General features: G+C 42.2%; 12 protein-coding genes and 2 pseudogenes. 8 read left to right on the top strand and 6 right to left on the bottom strand.

Annotated elements, in window-relative coordinates; translation table 11 throughout:
• Nucleotides 1-350: 350 nt before the first annotated feature.
• From SU60_RS07935 to SU60_RS07920, 4 genes and pseudogenes are all read left to right on the top strand, one after another.
• Entirely contained in the window at nt 351-3,284 is a 2,934-nt protein-coding gene (locus SU60_RS07935; protein WP_041155042.1) for an AlbA family DNA-binding domain-containing protein, read from the top strand.
• Nucleotides 3,285-3,466: 182 nt separating this feature from the next.
• Nucleotides 3,467-3,703: a hypothetical protein gene (locus SU60_RS07930; RefSeq protein ID WP_041155041.1), complete on the top strand. Its 237-nt coding sequence runs from the start codon at nt 3,467-3,469 to the stop codon at nt 3,701-3,703.
• A 332-nt stretch (nt 3,704-4,035) separates the two neighbouring features.
• A pseudogene (locus SU60_RS07925) lies at nt 4,036-5,768 on the top strand (chitinase).
• Nucleotides 5,769-5,922: 154 nt separating this feature from the next.
• The gene (locus SU60_RS07920) at nt 5,923-6,516 is read left to right on the top strand and encodes an acetate uptake transporter (protein WP_041155040.1); all 594 of its coding nucleotides are present in this window, start codon (nt 5,923-5,925) and stop codon (nt 6,514-6,516) included.
• Nucleotides 6,517-6,663: 147 nt separating this feature from the next.
• On the opposite strand, the gene SU60_RS07915 is transcribed toward SU60_RS07920, so the two are convergent.
• Both SU60_RS07915 and SU60_RS07910 read right to left on the bottom strand, forming a co-directional pair.
• Entirely contained in the window at nt 6,664-8,214 is a 1,551-nt protein-coding gene (locus SU60_RS07915) for an alanine/glycine:cation symporter family protein (protein ID WP_041155039.1), read from the bottom strand.
• A 309-nt stretch (nt 8,215-8,523) separates the two neighbouring features.
• Nucleotides 8,524-9,780, bottom strand: a complete 1,257-nt coding sequence (locus tag SU60_RS07910) for a D-amino acid dehydrogenase (protein ID WP_041155038.1) — start codon at nt 9,778-9,780, stop codon at nt 8,524-8,526.
• A gap of 105 nt (nt 9,781-9,885) precedes the next feature.
• Between SU60_RS07910 and SU60_RS07905 the strand changes: the two are divergent.
• Nucleotides 9,886-10,797 (top strand): annotated as a pseudogene (locus tag SU60_RS07905) (LysR family transcriptional regulator); the annotation flags it as partial.
• A 151-nt stretch (nt 10,798-10,948) separates the two neighbouring features.
• Nucleotides 10,949-12,217 (top strand): O-acetylhomoserine aminocarboxypropyltransferase/cysteine synthase family protein, encoded by a 1,269-nt coding sequence (locus SU60_RS07900; RefSeq protein ID WP_041155037.1) that lies wholly within the window; start codon nt 10,949-10,951, stop codon nt 12,215-12,217.
• Nucleotides 12,218-12,293: 76 nt separating this feature from the next.
• On the opposite strand, the gene SU60_RS07895 is transcribed toward SU60_RS07900, so the two are convergent.
• The 4 genes from SU60_RS07895 to SU60_RS07880 all read right to left on the bottom strand — a co-directional run bounded on the left by SU60_RS07895 (nt 12,294) and on the right by SU60_RS07880 (nt 17,205).
• Nucleotides 12,294-13,673 carry a Na+/H+ antiporter NhaC family protein gene (locus tag SU60_RS07895; protein ID WP_041155036.1) on the bottom strand — a complete coding sequence of 460 codons (1,380 nt, stop codon included), beginning with the start codon at nt 13,671-13,673 and terminating at the stop codon, nt 12,294-12,296.
• 165 nt (nt 13,674-13,838) lie between these two features.
• Nucleotides 13,839-14,426, bottom strand: coding sequence for a DedA family protein (locus SU60_RS07890; protein ID WP_041155089.1), 588 nt, complete (start codon nt 14,424-14,426; stop codon nt 13,839-13,841).
• Between the two features lie 186 nt (nt 14,427-14,612).
• Nucleotides 14,613-16,151, bottom strand: coding sequence for a bifunctional GNAT family N-acetyltransferase/carbon-nitrogen hydrolase family protein (locus SU60_RS07885; RefSeq protein ID WP_041155035.1), 1,539 nt, complete (start codon nt 16,149-16,151; stop codon nt 14,613-14,615).
• A 154-nt stretch (nt 16,152-16,305) separates the two neighbouring features.
• The gene (locus SU60_RS07880; protein WP_052481511.1) at nt 16,306-17,205 is read right to left on the bottom strand and encodes a LysR substrate-binding domain-containing protein; all 900 of its coding nucleotides are present in this window, start codon (nt 17,203-17,205) and stop codon (nt 16,306-16,308) included.
• A 166-nt stretch (nt 17,206-17,371) separates the two neighbouring features.
• Here SU60_RS07880 and SU60_RS07875 point away from each other — a divergent pair, with 166 nt between their 5' ends.
• Nucleotides 17,372-18,382 (top strand): hydroxyacid dehydrogenase, encoded by a 1,011-nt coding sequence (locus SU60_RS07875; protein WP_041155034.1) that lies wholly within the window; start codon nt 17,372-17,374, stop codon nt 18,380-18,382.
• A 5-nt stretch (nt 18,383-18,387) separates the two neighbouring features.
• Nucleotides 18,388-19,062: an RraA family protein gene (locus SU60_RS07870; protein WP_041155033.1), complete on the top strand. Its 675-nt coding sequence runs from the start codon at nt 18,388-18,390 to the stop codon at nt 19,060-19,062.
• Nucleotides 19,063-19,406: the final 344 nt, after the last annotated feature.

The following is a 19,406-nucleotide window of genomic DNA, read 5'->3' as shown; positions in this document are numbered from 1 at the left end:
CGGGCCGGTGATGGTGCACTGGCCGCATCTCCACATACCACCTGCCTTAGAAGTGACACATGACCATTACACGTAATATCGAAGTGTGCAGTAAGCAGCTGAGTTGGACAGTGCCTGAGTTGGCAGTACAGGAGTTTATTGAACACTACACCTTTTGAAGGTATAGAAGAGTTTTATCTATTCGAACACAAAGTAGCAGCTTCTGTTAATTCTTAATAAATAAGATTTCGGTTGCAAAAAGAGATATTGTTCATATAAATTTACTTTAACTTGACACAAGTCACATAAAAATGTAGCTGGTTAATATGAAATAACTCACTTAATGTCGGTAGGCGCGCAATGGAACTGAAATGAAAGCATTGATTGAACAACTTATAAATCTCGACGAAAAACTTTACCTCGAATTTAAAATGGAATGGTATTGGCTTGATAAAAAGCCTGACATTAAGGAGTGGGGTGAGTTTCTCAAGGATTTTTCTGCTCTAGTTAATTGCTCGTCATCACACATATCTAGTGACAAATATCTTCTTATTGGCATTAATGAAAGTGAATCAGGAGATAAAAGAGTCGTCGATGTAGACTTGAAACGTTTTGGTTTTAGTTCTATCGAAGAGTTTAAAATTAAAGTAGATGAAAAATTAGCGCAATTCTTTACATTTGAAAAAGAAACCCCAAGTTATTACGAAATTATACAAGAAGAATATAAAGGGAAAAATATACTATATTTCCACATAAAACCAGTTATGTCTCTTATGGTTTTAAAGAAAGATTTACAAGATAAGTCTCGTATGGAAAAAAAAGGAAACGTTTTTATTCGAGAGCTTAAAGCTAATAATGAACCTCAGGTAGCAAATGCTTCGCCAGTAGAAATAATAGAATTAACAAGAAGGCATGAAGAGAACACTCCATCATTACTAAGCGAAATAAATATAGGTAAAAGTATAGGTAAAACTGTAAAACTCTTTCTTAAAAAGAATGGGATATTTAAAGAAAGTGGACATGCTAAAAAGAAAATATGGAAAGAAAAGATACTTTTTGAAGTATATAATTTAAAGTCTGAATTTACTGATGATATTGATTTTATATATTTATTTAGGGATTCTAATCAAGTTAGAACTAGAGACTATTTACTGGAGAATAATATAATATCTAGTAATTCTAAGAAATACATATTAATTGATGATGGTTTAAGCAAAGATGTGACAGGAATAAAATCAAAGTTTTCTGCTAATGGTGTTTATTCTCTAGGGCAATTTGCATTAAATTACCTATATAAGGATTTGTTAGATGAGGATATATTTCATGATGGTAAATTTAGAAAACAAAAGCAGGTTAAAAACTTCATTGAGCCATTTACTAAAAACTCCGATGATAAAAATGCATTAGTAATGCTAAACGAGTGGTTTTCGAGAAGCTCCAGTCCTCTAATGGTTGTTAAAGGGTATGGTGGAGTAGGTAAAACCACCTTGGTTAAATATTTCTTAGATGAAATATATTCATCAAATATGAAGAAAGAAGATGGGTATAAGATACTTTTCATTGACTCTAAGAAGATAATTGATGAGATATCTTTAAAAGGTAATATAGACAATCTATTTAATTTTTATGATGCATATGCAAGTCTTTATAATATTGAAAATAAATTTAACAAAGACCTTTTAGAATTATCTCTAGATAATGGTAGTTTATTAATAGTTGTTGATGGTATAGATGAGGTAATTGCGAAGCTAAATAATAAATTTGATGTGAAGAAATTTATTTCTAGTATTTTTGAAAACTACATAATAGGTAGCGCTAAAACTAAAATAGTATTAACTTGTAGAGATTATTTTTGGGATGCTAATACAGATGAAGAATATGCAATAAGTAAAATAGAATTGAATCCATTCACTGAATTTTTGGCTAAAAAGTTATTCGAAAAAGAGTATTCTTCAAATTCTAGAGAATTTAAAAAATGTGTCCAATATGCTAATGAATTTAAGTTTAGTCCTGATAAAACTGATGGTGAACACGTTTTTATTCCCTACATACTCGATGTAATAATGGATGTTGTAAAACAGAGCCGTGATTTAGGGTATGTAAGTAAAGATGATATCGATTCCAACTTATTAAATGTAGAACTTACAGATGATTACTTTGTAGGTCGAATATGTAACCGAGAAATAGAGAAGCTTAATAATACTTCAATTGATAATCAAATTTCTATTTTCATGAAAATGGCGGTACAGTATAACGGCTATGTTCATGACTCAAATATAAACAGTATTTTTCAGAGTATAGAGGATAGTGACATCGAAGAGGTGGTAACTTTGTTTAAAGGTCATCCTTTTATCAGCTATGATCACGAAGCAAAGTTATCATCATTTAAGTACGATTTCTTTGAGGATTTTTTTGTTAATCTATTTATTTGTTCTTTTTTGATAAATAAAACAGAAAAAGAAGCTAGTGAAGATATTGAAAACCTTATTTGTGAGCATATTAAATACAATGCTAGTTTTACGGATAGAATAGCATCTAGAGTGAATTTTAACGATGAATTAGAATTGTTTATTATTGAGCTTATAGATGGGTACATATGTAAAATAAAGGATGCTGATAACTTTAAATATAGGAAGATAATATCTAGCTTAACTTGTATTTTACTATCTTGTGCTTATAAGAAAAATGGATCTTCTACGCCAGAAGAAAATACCAATCTATTAGATAGTATTTTCGGTAGGTCTTTTGATTACTTATCTATAATAAACCTCTTCGGAAAGGAAAGTGATAAACTAATATTTGACTTTAGAGGGAGAAGTATGACAAATGTCTGGTTTGAAAACTACCCGTTTTTTTGGGAGTGTAAAGTTAACGAAGAAACAAGTTTCTCTAATAGTACTTTCAAATATTTAGAGCCTAGAAACGGAGTTAGAATTCCAAAAATACACGAAAAGTTATTTGTTAAATGTGATTTGTCAGGAATTAAAGAAATTTTAAAGTCTAGTGATGACAATCATAATAAAAAAGAAAATAGTATCCGAAGTGATATTATAAAAATATTCAGACTTTTCGATAATGGTGGAACATTCAAGGAGCAAAAAAAAGAGTATATTGAAAAACATGCTAATGGTATTATTCTAAAGCAATTGATTAAAAAGAAGGTTATATCACCTTATAAGAACCCTAAAAAACCGAAGATTAACCAGCTTAGAGTTTCTGATGATTTTTTTGATATTATTAAGGTTCTTGATCAAAGTGGAAGTTGCTACGAGTTAGAGAGGGCTGTAAATCTGGTTAGCGAATAGATTTACAACCAGTAGAGCATTGTACTGGTTAAATATATAATATTCCGAATAAATTAAGGTTAGCGTTAGGTATGTATTCACTGTTAAGTCTTGTTATTTATTAGGGGGCAATTTTGTTGCATTGGCCTAAGTTGGATGAGTTTTCATGAGAGTCGTTATAGTTTGTTGTAGGAGCAAGAGCAATGGGAAAATCAATCTTAGGCTCTAGGTATGGAAGCTTTAGCTCTGGCACATTGAATACTTCATATATTGAACGTGACCTTTTCCTATGCTCGTTAACTTTGCAAGAAACGGATGCTTTGCGTCGTGATATGGCAGAATCCTCTGCTTGGGCCAAAGCCGAACTAAAACGTCGACGAGACGCAAAAAATCAAAAAAAATCTGCGCATGGTATAGATGATGGTATCGAGAAAAGCTAGCTTTCTAACTAGCTGTTATGTAGATATATTTTCTTCTTATTGATCTTCGAGTGGGAATGATTTTCCTATAGACTGTTGAGTTTTCAAGAACCAGCCTTCGGGCTGGTTTTTTTTCCTTGGTTTCGCTAGGCTCAATGTGATTTCTACTTTGGTATACTGAGTTTGCGAAGCGTTTTTTGAAGCAATTAACTACTTTAGTGCAACAAACGAGTTTTAATCGGCTTAGCAATTTTACCCTCACTCGCAAGTTGACCGTCATTAACCTTAGTGATCGTGAATCTTAATCTTCCTTTATCTACCCTTTTGTTACTTTTAACGAAAGGACTTAAAAGATGAAAAGAAGTAGCTATATTACTGCACTAGCTATGCTAACTGCGGCACCATCAGCTTGGTCTGATATGAACATTCAGCCAGACCCACAAAATCCCACAGGTTATGTCATTGCTCGTGGCGATATCCAAGCCACCGAACAGAGCAAAACCGCTGATCCAATGTATGCCATTTGGGCGAAAGCATTGGAAACTCGCTCGAATACGGTCGTTGAAGCCATCCTGCCTGGCTCAAACAGTAACCCTGAGAACGTCCAGCGTGTCGAGCGCGTCTTTCCTCAAAGCGAATGGGATTTCCTGACCCAGATGGCGGCACCAGAATATACATATACGCGCTTTCTCCGAGCGATCGGTAAGTTCCCGGCATTTTGTGGGGAATATACCGATGGGCGTGATTCTGACGCAATCTGTAAGAAATCCATAGTGACAGCGTTTGCGCATTTCGCCCAGGAAACTGGCGGACACATTTCGGTTGATAATGTATCTGATAATCCCTTAGGGCTGGAAGAATGGCAACAAGCACTGGTTCACGTACGCGAAATGGGATGGTCGGAAGGGCAGGCGGGTTATACGACTGGCTGTGGACAAAATGACTGGCAAAATAAACGTTGGCCGTGCGAACCTGGTCAAGGGTATTTTGGCCGAGGTGCGAAACAACTTTCTTATCACTTTAATTATGGTGCTTTCTCTGAAGTAATGTTTGATGGTGATGCAACCGTATTGCTCAAGAATCCAGGTCTGGTTGCCGATTCTTGGTTAAACCTTGCATCGGCGATTTGGTTTTTCTTAACGCCGCAGGCTCCAAAACCAGCAATGCTACATGTGATAGACCGGACTTGGGTTCCATCACAGCGAGAGCTAGATGCAGGGATTGGTTACGGTTTCGGAACCACGATTAATGTGATTAATGGGGGGATCGAATGTGGAGAGCAGAATAAAGATAAAGGCCAGCCTGTTAATCGTATTCGATATTGGGAAGGGCTTGCAGAGCACTATCAGATCCCAATTGAAGCTGATGAAGAGAATACCTGTTGGCAGCAAACGCCTTATGGTAGCTTAAACCTAAATGGTGCGACAGACGTTCTTTATACCAACTGGGATGGTAACTGGAAGTATTACTCTGACCGTCCAGGAGGGCATTCTTTTGAATGTGAATTAGTCGGATTCCAAACGGCCTATTCAGCATTAGTTGAAGGGGACTACGAAAAGTGTGTCACTAATTTCTATCAATCTCATGCGGGTTGGCCAGAAGTTCGAGTTGTCGAACAATTAGAGCCTGTTGATCCTGTTAACCCACCTGTTAGCGGCGTCGCTGCTTGGGAGGCGAGCAAAGTCTATACAGGTGGTGATCAAGTTTCTTATCTAGGCGCGATTTATGAAGCGAAGTGGTGGTCACAAGGGAACGATCCAGCAAAAGGTGACCCTTGGAAGCTGGTTTCTGAAACACCAACAACAGAGCCTGAAGAGCCCGTCACTGAGCCAGAAATTCCGGTAACTGAGCCTGAAGAACCAATCACTGAGCCAGAAACACCGATTACCGATCCTGAAGCGCCAATTACGGAGCCTGAAGTACCAGTAAGTGAGGATTTCATTGTATGGGAGCCTGGTATTACTCAAGTAGCAAATGGCGATAAAGTCATTTATCAAGCAAGTGTTTTGTCGCAAAGAATGCTCCAGGAGCATGGGAAACACCAAGACAAAGTAATTGGTTTTGGGACGAAATCTCCTGCCAATAGGAACGATAAACCCCTTCTTTTTCCAAAGGCTCTGTTTTCACAGAGCCTTTTATTTATGGAATCTAAGTTTTCACTAACGTATTTTCTCTTTTGTGACATCGTCCACTAGAATTTGCCCGCACTTTTTATCAACTTTTTTATAGGTATTAATAAAATGTCAACAAAACTGGCTAACCCTGCACCGCTAGGTCTAATGGGTTTCGGTATGACCACGATTCTGCTGAATATTCATAATGCAGGGTTTTTCCCAATGGACTCCATGATTCTAGCGATGGGCATCTTTTACGGTGGCCTTAGCCAAGTAATCGTTGGCATTATGTGCTTTAAACGTGGTGATACGTTTGGTACAACTGCTTTCACTTCTTATGGTTTGTTCTGGCTGACTTTAGTCGGTTTGATCGTAATGCCTAAAATGGGTCTGTCAGCAAGCCCGGCCTCATTTATGGGTTGGTACCTAGCGCTATGGGGTATCTTTACTGGCTTTATGTTTATCGGTTCACTTTGCTACCCAACGGCAAAACAAGTGGTATTCGGTTCGTTGACGATTCTGTTCTTCCTGTTGGCGGCGCGTGATTTCACCGGCAACGAAGCTATTGGCACTATCGCAGGTTTTGAAGGTATCTTCTGTGGTGCAAGTGCTATCTACTTCGCCATGGCACAAGTATTAAACAACGAGTTTGGCCGTACAGTGTTACCTGTTGGTCGCGCTAAGATTGCACGTAAAGAGCAAGTGCTAGCTACCGCTTAAGTGCTAGGCACCGTTTAAGTGATAATATCTTATACGGTTCAACCTTATTTAGGGTTGAACATGCAAATAAATAAGGGCCAGCATAGTTGCTGGCCCTTTTACTGCGTAATGCAATATTGTTGTGTAATGCAATATTTATTTTATCTATTAAAGCGAAGCTTCTTCTGCTGTTTTTGTTGTTTCAATTGCGGCAGTATGAGCTGATTTACCTGTCTTACGTTTGTATTTACCTTCCCAGTAATCTGCGCCTTTAATACCTAGTGCAACTGGGTTGAATGTATACTCCGTCACGCCTTCTTTCTGCTGTCTTTCATAATCGCTCAATGCTTTAAGCGCAGGCTTAGACATAAAGAAGATGATCAGAATGCCGACAATATTTAACCAAGCCATTAAGCCTACACCCACGTCACCCATCGCCCATGCAAGGTTTGCGGTTTTTACCGTACCGTAGAACACGGAGGATAGAATCACCAGCTTGAGAACAAACATCAGACCATTTACTTTAAACGTACGGCGAATGTAAGCAATGTTTGTTTCTGCAATGTAGTAGTACGCCAGAATCGTGGTGAATGCGAAGAAGAATAGCGCAATCGCGATGAACGGTTTGCCAACGCCTGGAAGAGCACTTTCAATCGCCATCTGAGTGAAGACAGGACCGTTTGCACCAATATCTGCAGGTAGGTTTTGTACTAGGAATGCGCCTTCTACTGCACCGTGTACGTTGTAAGCACCCGTGATAAGAATCATGAACGCTGTTGCTGAACAAACAAGCAGTGTATCGATGTAAATCGAGAATGACTGGACTAGACCTTGCTGAGCAGGGTGGTCAACACTTGCTGCTGCCGCTGCGTGAGGGCCAGTACCTTGACCAGCTTCGTTAGAGTAAACACCACGTTTTACACCCCAACCGATCGCTGCACCAATACCTGCCATTGGTGTGAATGCATCACCAATGATCATAGCAAAGATGCGTGGAACTTCGCCGATATTAAGTAAAATGATAACGAAAGCGGTCACGATGTATGCCAACGCCATGAATGGCACAACAATTTGTGTAAAGTTAGCGATGCGTTTTACACCACCAAAAATGATGAAAGCAAGGATGACACAAACCACGGTACCTGTGAAAATTTTTGCGAAACTGATAGTACCGACAGCCGTTTCAATCATGTCGCCAGAACCAAAAGCGGCTTCTACTGCGTTACCAATGCTGTTTGATTGAACGCCTGGAAGCAACACACCACACGCAAAGATAGTCGCAATAGCGAAGATCCAAGCATACCATTTCTGTCCCATTGCTTTTTCAATGTAGTAAGCAGGACCGCCACGGAATTCGCCTTCATCTTCTTCTTTATAAATTTGTGCAAGCGTTGATTCTGCGTACGCAGTAGCAGCTCCAAAGAATGCAACGACCCACATCCAGAATACAGCTCCTGGGCCACCAAAACCGATAGCAGCAGCAACACCTGCGATGTTACCTGTACCTACACGGCCGGATAGAGAGACCGCGAGCGCCTGAAACGACGAAATCCCTTTTGTTGAGCTTTTTCCTGATAACAATAATCGCCACATTTCGAAGAAGTGACGAATTTGTACGAAACGAGTCATGATGGAATAGAACAAGCCAGCGCCAAGGCATAGATAGATCAGCACTGGGCTCCAAATGATTCCATTCATAAAATCAACTAATGACTGCATGAGTTTTTCCCTGTTAGTTGTGTTTACGGTTACTTTTGCGGTGACACATTACCTTTTTTTGTAATGTAATTGTTAACTTTTGTGACAAATAATCCTTCATATCGTGATGTTGGACACATATTAAAGCTGAGATGTAAAAGTTTGTTTCCTGTTGCATATTGAACAAATACTAGTCAAATCTATAGCTTGATGAATAACTAGTCAGCATATTATTGTTGCTATTCAAAGGGCATAGAACGACAAGATATATTGTCTATGCCCCAAAATTAGGTTCAGTGAACTATTTTGGGGCGCTTGCCCACTTTTGTGTTATGCATAGCGACATAAATTCAGCTCAGAGTCCGTCATTAGACTTATTTTTTCTCCATTCATTAATGATGCAAGAATCTGGCCCGAACCGCATGCCATGGTCCAACCTAATGTCCCATGTCCAGTGTTGGTGAATAGATTGCTGTAGGGAGTTGCACCAATGATAGGAGTGCCATCGGGGGTCATTGGTCTAAACCCAGTCCAGAATTCCGCCTGACTAAAATCGCCACAGCGTGGGAATAAGTCTCGAATAACCATCTCGATGGTGTTCTTTCTCTTTTGTGGAATCGAACCATCAAACCCTGCTAGTTCAGCAGTGCCTGCGACGCGGATTCTGTCGTCAAAGCGCGTCATCGCCACTTTATAGGTTTCATCCATCACTGTAGAGCGCGGCGCATATTGCTCGTTTTCAATTGGGACGGTAAGTGAATAGCCTTTAACTGGATATACGGGAATATCAATGCCGAGCTGTTTGAGTAAGGCGGTAGAGTGGCTCCCAGATGCGAGAACAAACTGATCAGCTTTGAATAAACCGCGGTTGGTTTGGACACCAGTGATCTTTTTGCCTACTGTAACCCAATTGCTCACTTCGGTATTAAACTCGAACCTAACACCGTGAGCCTTTGCAAGCTCTGTAAGCTGTTGACAGAACTGAAAGCAATCACCTGTTTCGTCATCGGGTAGATGTAATCCACCCACGATTTTCTCTTTCACCAATGCCAGACCTGGCTCTTGTGTAATGCATTGTTCTGCATCCATGAGTTCAAATCGTGTTCCACTTTCCTCTAAAAGCTTGATGTCTTTTTCTATGGCTTTCAGCTGTTGCGATGTACGGAACACTTGTAAGGTGCCGAGTTGGCGACCTTGGTATTCAATCGAATGTTCTTCGCGCAGTTGTTTTAAACACGCTCGACTGTGGTTTGCGATGGATAACATGCGGGATTTATTGACTTGATAACGTGGTACCGTGCAGTTCCCCAACATTTTTGAAGCCCAACTGATCATCTCTGAGCTCAGAGTCGGTTGGATTTTCAGCGGTGCATGCTCCTCCATTAGCCATTTGATGGCTTTGAGTGGGATCCCTGGTGCAGCCCATGGAGAAGAGTAGCCATAAGAAATTTGACCAGCATTGGCAAAACTGGTTTCCATTGCGCTGTTTGGTTGACGGTCAATCACAGTGACTTGATAACCCGCTTGTGACAAATACCAAGCTGATGTTAATCCAATCACACCACTGCCTAATACGATGACTTCCATTCTTGTGCTCCATATATTGTTAACGCGCTCAGTTTCTTTTCTTTACCTCATGTTAACAATCGATATAAATTACATTTAGGTTATAGAAAAACTAAAGGCTTGAAGATGAGAAATCATGTGATGAGTGGAATCGCGTTATTCTGCCAAGTTGCTCAACATGGCAGTTTTACCAGTGCTGCTAAGTTTTTACATCTCACTACGGGGGCGATAAGCCAGCAAATTATTCAATTGGAAGAGTTATTAGGTTTTACTCTTTTTGAACGCCATTCTCGTGGTATTCGTTTAACCACTAAGGGGATCCAGTTGCACCAAGCGGCCCAGTTCCACTTTTCTGAATTGGAAAAGTTGCTCGACGAGTTAAAAGTGGATAAGAACAATAGTGAGATAAAACTCAAGTTAACACCGTCGTTTGCTTTCAAATGGTTAGTGCCCAAGCTAGAAAGCTTTCATCATGAAAGTCCTGATATTCAGGTGCAAATTTTTGCTGAAGGCGCATTAGTAAATAGCGATTTAAAAGATTACGATCTCGCGATTGATTACGGACTACACCCATACCGAAACAAGAATGCTGAACTATTACTGGATGAGCAATTGTTGCCAGTGATGAGCCATAAATACTTAGATGATCATCAATGGTTAGCAGCAGGGGAGACCCTTTCTGAATCCGCGAACGCTCGCGAGCTTTGGAAACAAGCGACGTTATTGCACGATGCTATGCCATGGGAAAAAGCGCCACGTGATTATGAGTGGCTTTATTGGGCATCGTCCATGGGGCTAGATTTTAAAACGGACGTCGGACACTTTTTTAACCGTACCGATATGGCCATGTCCGCTGCCGAAGCGGGAGTAGGAATTGCTATGGCGAGGATGGCTCTAATAGAAGATGAGCTTCTGACACATCGGTTAGTTTCTCCATTCAACCCTATCCCAGCTAATGCAGGTTATTATTTGATTATGAATACACAGAGCGACTCAACAGAAAAATTCCGCCATTGGTTATTCAAACAAGTGAGCTCGAGCAGCCTCAGTATTGTTTCTAAAAATAATGACTCATTCCTAAAACAGAAACAGGGGGAAGATACGCACTGTGACCAATCGCGAGGTTCTTTGTTTGAAAAGTAGGCATCATGGGGAGATGATTCCATAGAAAGTACGTGCAAGGATGAAAATGAAAGACGAAACGCTATCGATCCACTTTGGCTATGAAACGGATCCTACTACCAAATCAGTGGCGACACCGATTTACCAAACTGTTGCTTATGAGTTTGATAACGCTCAACACGGTGCTGATCTGTTTAACCTAGAAGTGCCGGGGAATATTTACACGCGTATCATGAACCCGACAAATGACGTATTGGAAAAGCGTATGGCGGCTCTAGAAGGCGGCATTGCAGGTTTGGTGGTGAGTGCGGGGAGTGCTGCTATCAACTATGCGATTTTGACGTTGGCACAGGCCGGCGACAATATTGTTTCTACGCCACAGTTATACGGTGGTACGTACACTTTGTTTGCTCATATGTTGCCAAATCAAGGCATTCAAGTGAAGTTCGCTAAGGATGATAAACCAGAAAGCCTCGCTGAGCTGATCGATGAAAACACAAAAGCGGTGTATTGTGAGAGTATCGGTAACCCAGCAGGTAATATCGTTGATTTAGAACGCATCGCTGAACTTGCTCACGCACAAGGTGTACCCGTTATCGTGGACAACACGGTGGCAACGCCTGTTTTATGTAAACCGATTGAATTTGGCGCGGATATTGTCGTGCACTCGTTGACGAAATACGTTGGCGGGCATGGTACTACCTTAGGCGGCATCATCGTCGATTCAGGTAAGTTCCCTTGGGCTTTGCACAGTAAGCGCTTTCCGGTTTTGAACCAACCTGAGCCTTCATATCACGGCGTTGTGTATACCGAAGCTTTCGGTGATGCTGCGTTTATTGGTCGAGCGCGAACCGTTCCATTACGCAATACTGGCGCCGCGTTATCGCCAATGAATGCCTTTATGCTTATGCAAGGTTTAGAAACTTTATCATTGCGTATGGAGCGTCATACAGAAAATGCATTGAAAGTAGCGGAATATCTCAACCAGCATGACAAAGTTAGTTGGGTAAGTTATGCCGGGTTACCGGAATCGGAGCATCATGAATTGGCCAACAAATACATGAAGGGCAAACCTTCGGCAATTCTATCGTTTGGTCTGAAAGGTGGCTATGAGGCAGGCGTCAGCTTCTATGATGCTTTGAAGATCTTCAAGCGTCTGGTGAATATTGGTGATGCTAAATCATTGGCTTGTCATCCAGCATCGACGACTCATCGCCAATTAAGTGAAGCCGAACAAAAACAAGCAGGGGTGTCTCCTGAAATGATTCGTTTATCGGTAGGTATTGAACATATCGATGATATTATTGCGGATCTCGAGCAAGCACTTAACGCTTAACTCATCACGTAGACTCTGCGTTTAGAACCAGTAAGGCCAGCCTTGAAAGCTGGCCTTACTTGTAAGGAAAGGATAGTTAACTTTCTGTTTGTCGGTTTTGTTGATGCGCGGTCTGGCGCGCAGGGTGTTTTATGAATACCGCCACAATGGCCGCCGCCGCGAGCGCAAAACAGTAGTAAGAATTACTGACCACATCAAGTGGCGACAAATTGAATACTGAACCGAGTAACAGCACTTGTGCACCGTAAGGCAATACGCCTTGAATGACGCAAGAGAAGATATCCAATAGACTGGCTGAGCGACGCGGTGAGATGTCGTTTTCTTCAGCCAATTGGCGCGCTACACTGCCCGACACAATAATCGCAACCGTGTTATTTGCGGTACAGCCATTAACGAGAGAAACCAACCCAGCAATGCCGAGCTCACTTGCGCGACTATTGGCATAGGTAGCGTGCTTGGAGCTAAAACTATGGATCATACGACTGACCACATTAGTCAAGAAAGCTAGACCACCTTGGCGTCGCATTAACTCACTTAAACCACCGATTAACATCGACAGGAGAAAGATTTCCTGCATGTTACCAAAACCCGTGTAAACGTCTTGCGCCAAGTTCGTCAGACCGTAGTTGTCGATTGAAGCAAGGCCGACGCCGCCGGCGAATAAGATACCTATCGTCAGTACCGCAAATACGTTTATACCCGTGACGGCTAAGGATAGGATAGTCAGGTACGGAAGCACTTTAAGCCATTCAATATTGTCCGTTTCTGGTACTTGAGTCGTCGTGCTGTAGTAAGCAAAAATAGTTATTGCGATCAGTGCTGCAGGCAGTGCAATACGAATGTTTTCTTTGAACTTATCCTTCATTTCGCAGCCTTGAGAGCGTGTGGCTGCGATTGTGGTATCAGAGATAATTGATAGGTTATCTCCAAACATAGCACCGCTCAGTACGACACCTGCGGTAAGAGGAAGGCTCATTCCTGCGGATTCTGCAATGCCTAATGCCACTGGCGCGACGGCTGCAATGGTGCCCATTGACGTGCCCATCGCGGTTGCTATAAATGCCGATATTAAGAAAATACCCGGCAAGATCATGCTGGTTGGGATTGCAGATAAACCAAGGTTCACTGTCGCATCGACGCCCCCTGACGCTTTTGCAACCGCTGCAAATGCCCCAGCCAACAGATATATCAAGCACATCGCAATGATATCTGGATGTCCAACGCCACTTATAAAATGCTCTATTGAACGGTTTAACTTATCTTTGCTCAATAAAAAGGCGAGGATGATCGCTGGCAAAACGGCGATTGGAGCAGGCAATTGATAGAAGGCAAACTCAACACCTTGCAGAGACAAATATGTCCCTACGCCAATAAATAAAGCAAGAAAGACAATCAGAGGAATCAGTGCCACACCAGAAGGTGTCACTGCGTGAGTGTGATGCTGGGAACCGGACATGAAAAATACGACGTTAGAAATAGGAAAGGGGGCAAGACTAATCTCACATTTAAGAGTTGTCAACGTCTAGACGTCTAAATGGCTGTTTGTTTTTAACCAAAAACAATGTAACAACGTGCTAGAGATTTATCTTTTTGATACTGCTGACTTTTATATTGCACGTAATTATTTAGCCGATTTGGTTTTTTTTCGCTTGATAATCCCAAGTAACATCCATACAAATAAAGCGGCAGCGAGTACCCAGATGAAGTACTTATACTGAGTATACAGATGGCTAAGTGAGTTAATGTGTTCAAAAGTAAAGTGTGCAAGTAAGCTAAATGCCATAACCCAAACTGTCGCGGCGAGTGCATTGCCAAGCAAGAATTCTTTTCTTGGCATTTTGGCTATCCCACAGGCCAACGGCATAAATTGTTTCATTCCTTCGATAAAACGACTGACCACCAAACAGGCGGGACCGTATTTTTGGATGGTGGTTTGAAGCTTCTGCATTTTGGGGCCAGAAATATAGCCTTTCTTATCGAGCCAGCCCTCAAAGTAATAGCCGATTAAGTAACCACAGGTATTGCCGAGAAAGCAGCTCAGCCAAGACACGGCCATGACCATGCTGAGGTTCATCACTTGTTCGGATGAGAGAATGGATGCTGCGATCATTAATGATTGGCCAGGCATCGGAATGCCAACACCTTCGAGAAAAATGCTGACAACAAGTGCAAGGTAGCCATACTGCTCAAGTAGAGGTTTCATGGATATGAGCAGCTCGTTTATTTGTTCCAAAAGTTTCCCCGCAATCACAGCGCTACGAACTTAACATCTAATTCTACTCAAGGTACTCCTTTATAGTGAGCAAGACAGTCACACCCTGAGCGCTGGGGTTAATGTTACATAACAGAGAAACTATTGCCAGCCGAACTATATAGTAGGAGCTGGCTTAGTTTGTTACTGTTCTTTTGCTTTAGTAAATCCACCGTATAAGTCGAGTCGACGATGACGTAAGTTGGTTACCGATCCCTCGGTGTTCAGTTGCTTGAGTTTGGTTAAGTCGACATCGGCAAAAATAATCATCTCCGTATTCGCGCTTGCTTCTGTCAACGTCGCATCATGCGGGAAATAAATATCTGAAGGAGAGAACACTGCGGATTGCGCATACTGAATATCGACGTTGTCCACCCTAGGTAAGTTGCCAACGCTGCCGCCAATTGCCACATAACATTCGTTCTCGATAGCGCGAGACTGAGAGCAAATTCTTACCCGTTGATAACCGTTTTTCGTGTCGGTCCAGAATGGTACAAATACGATTTGCGCGTCTTGTTCTGCCATCATTCTGCCCAGCTCCGGAAACTCACTGTCGTAGCAAATCAAGATACCAACTCGGCCTGCATCTGTTTCGAATACTTGTACGCCGTCACCACCATCGATCACCCAGTCTTTTTGTTCATGCGGGGTGATGTGGATTTTGTACTGGGCGTTAATTTGTCCATCGCGCTGCAGCAGATAAGCCACGTTATAAAGTTTACCGTCTTCTTCTATGACAGGCATACTGCCAGCAATGATATTAATGTTGTAAGTGACCGCCATTTGCGAGAAGCGGTTTTTTATTTCTTCGCTAAAGCTGGCAAGAAAACGTATTGCTTCTACGGAGTTTTGATCATTTTGCAGCCCCATCAGAGGTGCATTGAAAAACTCTGGGAAGAGGGCGAAATCGGCTTTGTAATTTGCCAGAGATGAGATGAAGAACTCCGCTTGGTCCAGTAAGTCTTCCAAATCGTTCATAGCACGCATTTGCCACTGTACGACGCCAATACGCACCAGTGTTTTTTCGACATCATGAATGGATTGAATGTCTTCTTCATAGAAGAAGTTATCCCATTCGAGCAGCGTTGCGTAGCCCATGGACGCATCGTCCTCTGGCAAATAACCGCGCATGATACGTTTAACATCGAAGTCATTGGCCAGTTGGAATGATAATATAGGGTCGTGAAGTTCGCGGCGTTTAACCTTATCGATATATTCAGCAACACTCAATTCGTCTGCGTATTTGTGATAATTAGGTATACGACCACCGGCTAATATTGCCTTGAAGTTTTTACTGCGACATAACTCTTTGCGTGCATCATAAAGACGACGACCTAAGCGTAACCCCCGATAATCTGGGTGAACAAACACATCCAAGCCGTACATGGCATCACCCGTAACTTTATTTTGAATCACGTTATTTTCAGTGATGATGTCGGTGTAAAGGTGGGGGAGTGATATACGGTTATAATCGACTTTCATTGTCAGTGCGGCACCGACAATCTTGCCATTATCTTCAATACATATTTGTCCGTCAGGAAACTGATGGATGAGATCCATAATTGTGATGCGTGGCCATGAGCCGCCCACGTCAGGAAAAACCAAGTCCATTAATTCCGCGAGCTCTGGGTAATCCGTCGGCTCAATGGTACGTAAAGAGAGTTTGGGCGAGTTGGTATCCATATCCTACTTCCATTTATCCTTTTCAAACATTATGAATGAGGATGCCACATATACCCAAATAACCTCAAGGTATTGATGACGATAACAATGATTCGGAATGTTACGGTGACATCATTTCAAACACTTTAGAATCCACCCTTATAAAACGGTATATTCAGACCGCACTGATCTCGCTCAGACGTTGATAAGTTGAGTGAATTTTTTGCGCCAAAATACCGTGTAGTTTCTCAATCACTGCTTTACGAGGGCTTGATTGTCGCTCGACAATTCCGAGCTGACGTCGGATCTGTGGACTGCCAAAGGGGATTTTAAAACAGTCAGACAGGGTGGGGTTGATCGACATTTGAGGGACAACCGAAACGCCAAGCCCGTGTTGAACGCAGGTAATAATGGACTGGATATTGTCCACTTCTGCGACGTCCTGCGTGATGACTTCCATTCTCGAAAGTTCAGTATTGATCAAATTGGCTAAAGGTACATTGTTACTAAAGCGAATAAAAGGTTGCTGACTCAAGATCTCCTTTAAAGTCAAACCGCTCATGTCCTCTGCTGAAATTAGCCAGAGGGGCTCACTGATAAACGGGCTCCATTTCAGGTTGGACGGAATGTTAACGTGTTCAGCAATGATCGCTGCGTCAAGTTGACCTGAGGACACCTCTGACACCAGATAGCTAGAATCTCCAACTTTCAGGTTGGTTTTCAGACTCGGGTAATCCTTTTTCATTTCGACCATAGCCGCCGGGAGTAGGTTGAGTGCACTGGAACGCACTGCACCAATAACGAATGTACCAGAGGCCAAATCACCTTTTAGTGACAACTTTGTGTCTTCTTCCAGCCGTAGGATCTGGTTGGCCATCTCTACGGTTTGCTGCCCTTGTGGGGTCAGCTTTGGTGGCCGACTGCTGCGATCAAACAATGAAATATTCAGTTCTTGCTCTAGAGCGGACATCTGTTGACCGACTGCCGCTGGAGTTAGGCAGACGTCAGCAGCGGCTTTGGCAAAAGTGCCGTGCTTCCAGATGGATACCAAGGTTTTTAGCTGTCTTGTGTCCACTATGTAAACCTTTCTTTTACTAAATGTTAAATTTTATTAGCTACCATAATAGTTTTTTGTTTTGTAGTCTACTTTTCGAGGTGCTGAAGGCTGGTAAATGACCTTTACGTCACTAACTTAAGCCTTCACTTTCTGCTGATACCACTACGAAAAAGACAATAACAATATGCAAAAAACCATCATTATCACTGGACCCGGTTTAGCAAGTTCAGCGACCGAGCTCCTGCAACAACAAGGCTTTACTTTGGTGCACACTGCACCTTATAGCCAGGAAGATGAGCTACTGGCGCTGGTTGAACAGCATCAGCCTGTGGGCATTATTTCGCGAATGGGCAAGATCACTGCTCGAGTCATTGATGCAGCATTGCCTTATCTGAAAGTGATCGCAAAGCATGGTGTCGGGGTGGATAACATCGATATAAAGGCGGCAGCTGAGCGCAACATTCCTGTAGTAGTGGCTTCCGGCGCCAACGCGGTATCGGTGGCTGAACATACCATTGCATTAATGCTGACTGTCACCAAACAGGTAGTTCCCCTAGATGATGGGCTACGTTGTGGCCGATGGGAAAAACCTGGGTTTTCCGGCTATGAAGTGGCGAATAAAAATCTTGGTTTGCTGGGTATGGGTTCAATTGCTCAAGAAACGGCGCGCATTGCCAAGGGACTGAACATGAATTTGTTTGGTTATGATCCGTATGCCGACGATGCGTTGTTTGAGCAATTTTCGGTTCAGCGCTGTGCGACGGTGAATGAATTACTCTCACACAGCCAGATTCTGAGCCTGCACTCACCACTGACAGACGAAACTCATCAAATCATCAATCAGGAATCCATCGCTAAGATGCCAGTTGGCAGTTTTATCATCAATACCGCCCGTGGTGGTTTGATTGATGAGCAAGCATTGGTTGCGGCAATCGAGAGCAAACACCTAGCCGGTGCCGGACTGGATACTTTCGCGGTCGAGCCACCAGCTGACGATCATCCGTTTTTCCAGCAAAAGAACATTATCGTGACCCCTCATATCGCGGGTGTTACCAATGAAGGAAGTACCCGAGTAAGTGAAAGTGCTGCTCAGGGCATTCAGACCATTGTCGCAGGAGAGAAACTGCCGGCTTATCGCGTTATTAACCGAAAGTTAATGGCATCACCACAAGAATTTGTAAACAGCGGAGAATAGAGCAAATGAGTCTAGGTTTTAAAATTAACACCAGAGAGCGCACCGCGTCACAGGAGTTGCTTGATGCATACAAGGATCTGCCAGTGGCCAACGTATCGGATTCAATGAATCGCTTGTTTGCAGCGGGCCCGACCATGCGTCCGATGCACACTTCTGGTCAAATGCTGGGTTCAGCAGTGACGGTTAAAACTCGTCCAGGTGATAATCTGATGCTGCATAAAGCTATCGATATGGCGGTGCCTGGTGACGTTATAGTGGTCGATGGTGGCGGTGACATCGCAAATGCATTAATGGGTGAGTTGATGCTGGCGCACGCGATTAATAAAGGGGTTGTCGGATTTGTCCTTAATGGTGCTATTCGTGATCTGGACGCGTTCCGCGAGACGAACCTGCCGACATTTGCGGTTGGTGTGACGCATCGTGGGCCGTTTAAAGATGGCCCTGGTGAGATCAACGTACCAATCAGTATTGATGGCATGGTGATTCATCCTGGAGACATCATGATTGGTGACTCAGATGGTGTACTGGCTGTTCCTCTCGATGATGCGAAGTGGATTTTGGACAGCACTCTGGAAAAGCAGGAGAAAGAGGTCAAACAAATGGCGGCCATCAGTAAAGGACTGAATGATCGTACCTGGGTCGACAGAACACTCCTCAGTAAAGGGTGTGAAGGTCTGTAAACTTAAAGTATCGAAAATTATTTTAATAAAAAAACTCTGAAAGAAAGATAATACACAATTAATAAAAACTCTGAAAGATAAAGAATACTCAAGTAATTAAATAATTAGTATACAGTGCAAAGGATTTGTATGACGTCAATCTCACTAGCGAGATCGAGACATGTCTCAGTAGGACGTAAATTTAAACTTATAGATTGTTACAATAAATCTATCTCATGCATATCTATATAAGTTGGTCATTGACTCATTTATTGCCAAATAATTTGTATGTTATTTTTCATACGGTTATCTTTGGCTTTTGATAGAAGTAATGATAACTATTTTGGCTGTCTATGGTTATAGTT

It is taken from the genome of Vibrio mytili, from assembly GCF_000830505.1.
In the GTDB taxonomy this organism is placed as follows: domain Bacteria; phylum Pseudomonadota; class Gammaproteobacteria; order Enterobacterales; family Vibrionaceae; genus Vibrio; species Vibrio mytili.
Note: the sequence above shows the minus strand (reverse complement) of the source record. Positions and strands in the feature narration are given on the sequence as shown.

Bases quoted from the DNA above. Each gene is read 5' to 3' on its own strand.
- SU60_RS07935 (WP_041155042.1), top strand. From the start codon at position 351: ATGAAAGCATTGATTGAACAACTTATAAATCTCGACGAAAAACTTTAC.
- SU60_RS07930 (WP_041155041.1), top strand. From the start codon at position 3,467: ATGGGAAAATCAATCTTAGGCTCTAGGTATGGAAGCTTTAGCTCTGGC.
- SU60_RS07920 (WP_041155040.1), top strand. From the start codon at position 5,923: ATGTCAACAAAACTGGCTAACCCTGCACCGCTAGGTCTAATGGGTTTC.
- SU60_RS07915 (WP_041155039.1), bottom strand. From the start codon at position 8,214: ATGCAGTCATTAGTTGATTTTATGAATGGAATCATTTGGAGCCCAGTG.
- SU60_RS07910 (WP_041155038.1), bottom strand. From the start codon at position 9,780: ATGGAAGTCATCGTATTAGGCAGTGGTGTGATTGGATTAACATCAGCT.
- SU60_RS07900 (WP_041155037.1), top strand. From the start codon at position 10,949: ATGAAAGACGAAACGCTATCGATCCACTTTGGCTATGAAACGGATCCT.
- SU60_RS07895 (WP_041155036.1), bottom strand. From the start codon at position 13,673: ATGTCCGGTTCCCAGCATCACACTCACGCAGTGACACCTTCTGGTGTG.
- SU60_RS07885 (WP_041155035.1), bottom strand. From the start codon at position 16,151: ATGGATACCAACTCGCCCAAACTCTCTTTACGTACCATTGAGCCGACG.
- SU60_RS07875 (WP_041155034.1), top strand. From the start codon at position 17,372: ATGCAAAAAACCATCATTATCACTGGACCCGGTTTAGCAAGTTCAGCG.
- SU60_RS07870 (WP_041155033.1), top strand. From the start codon at position 18,388: ATGAGTCTAGGTTTTAAAATTAACACCAGAGAGCGCACCGCGTCACAG.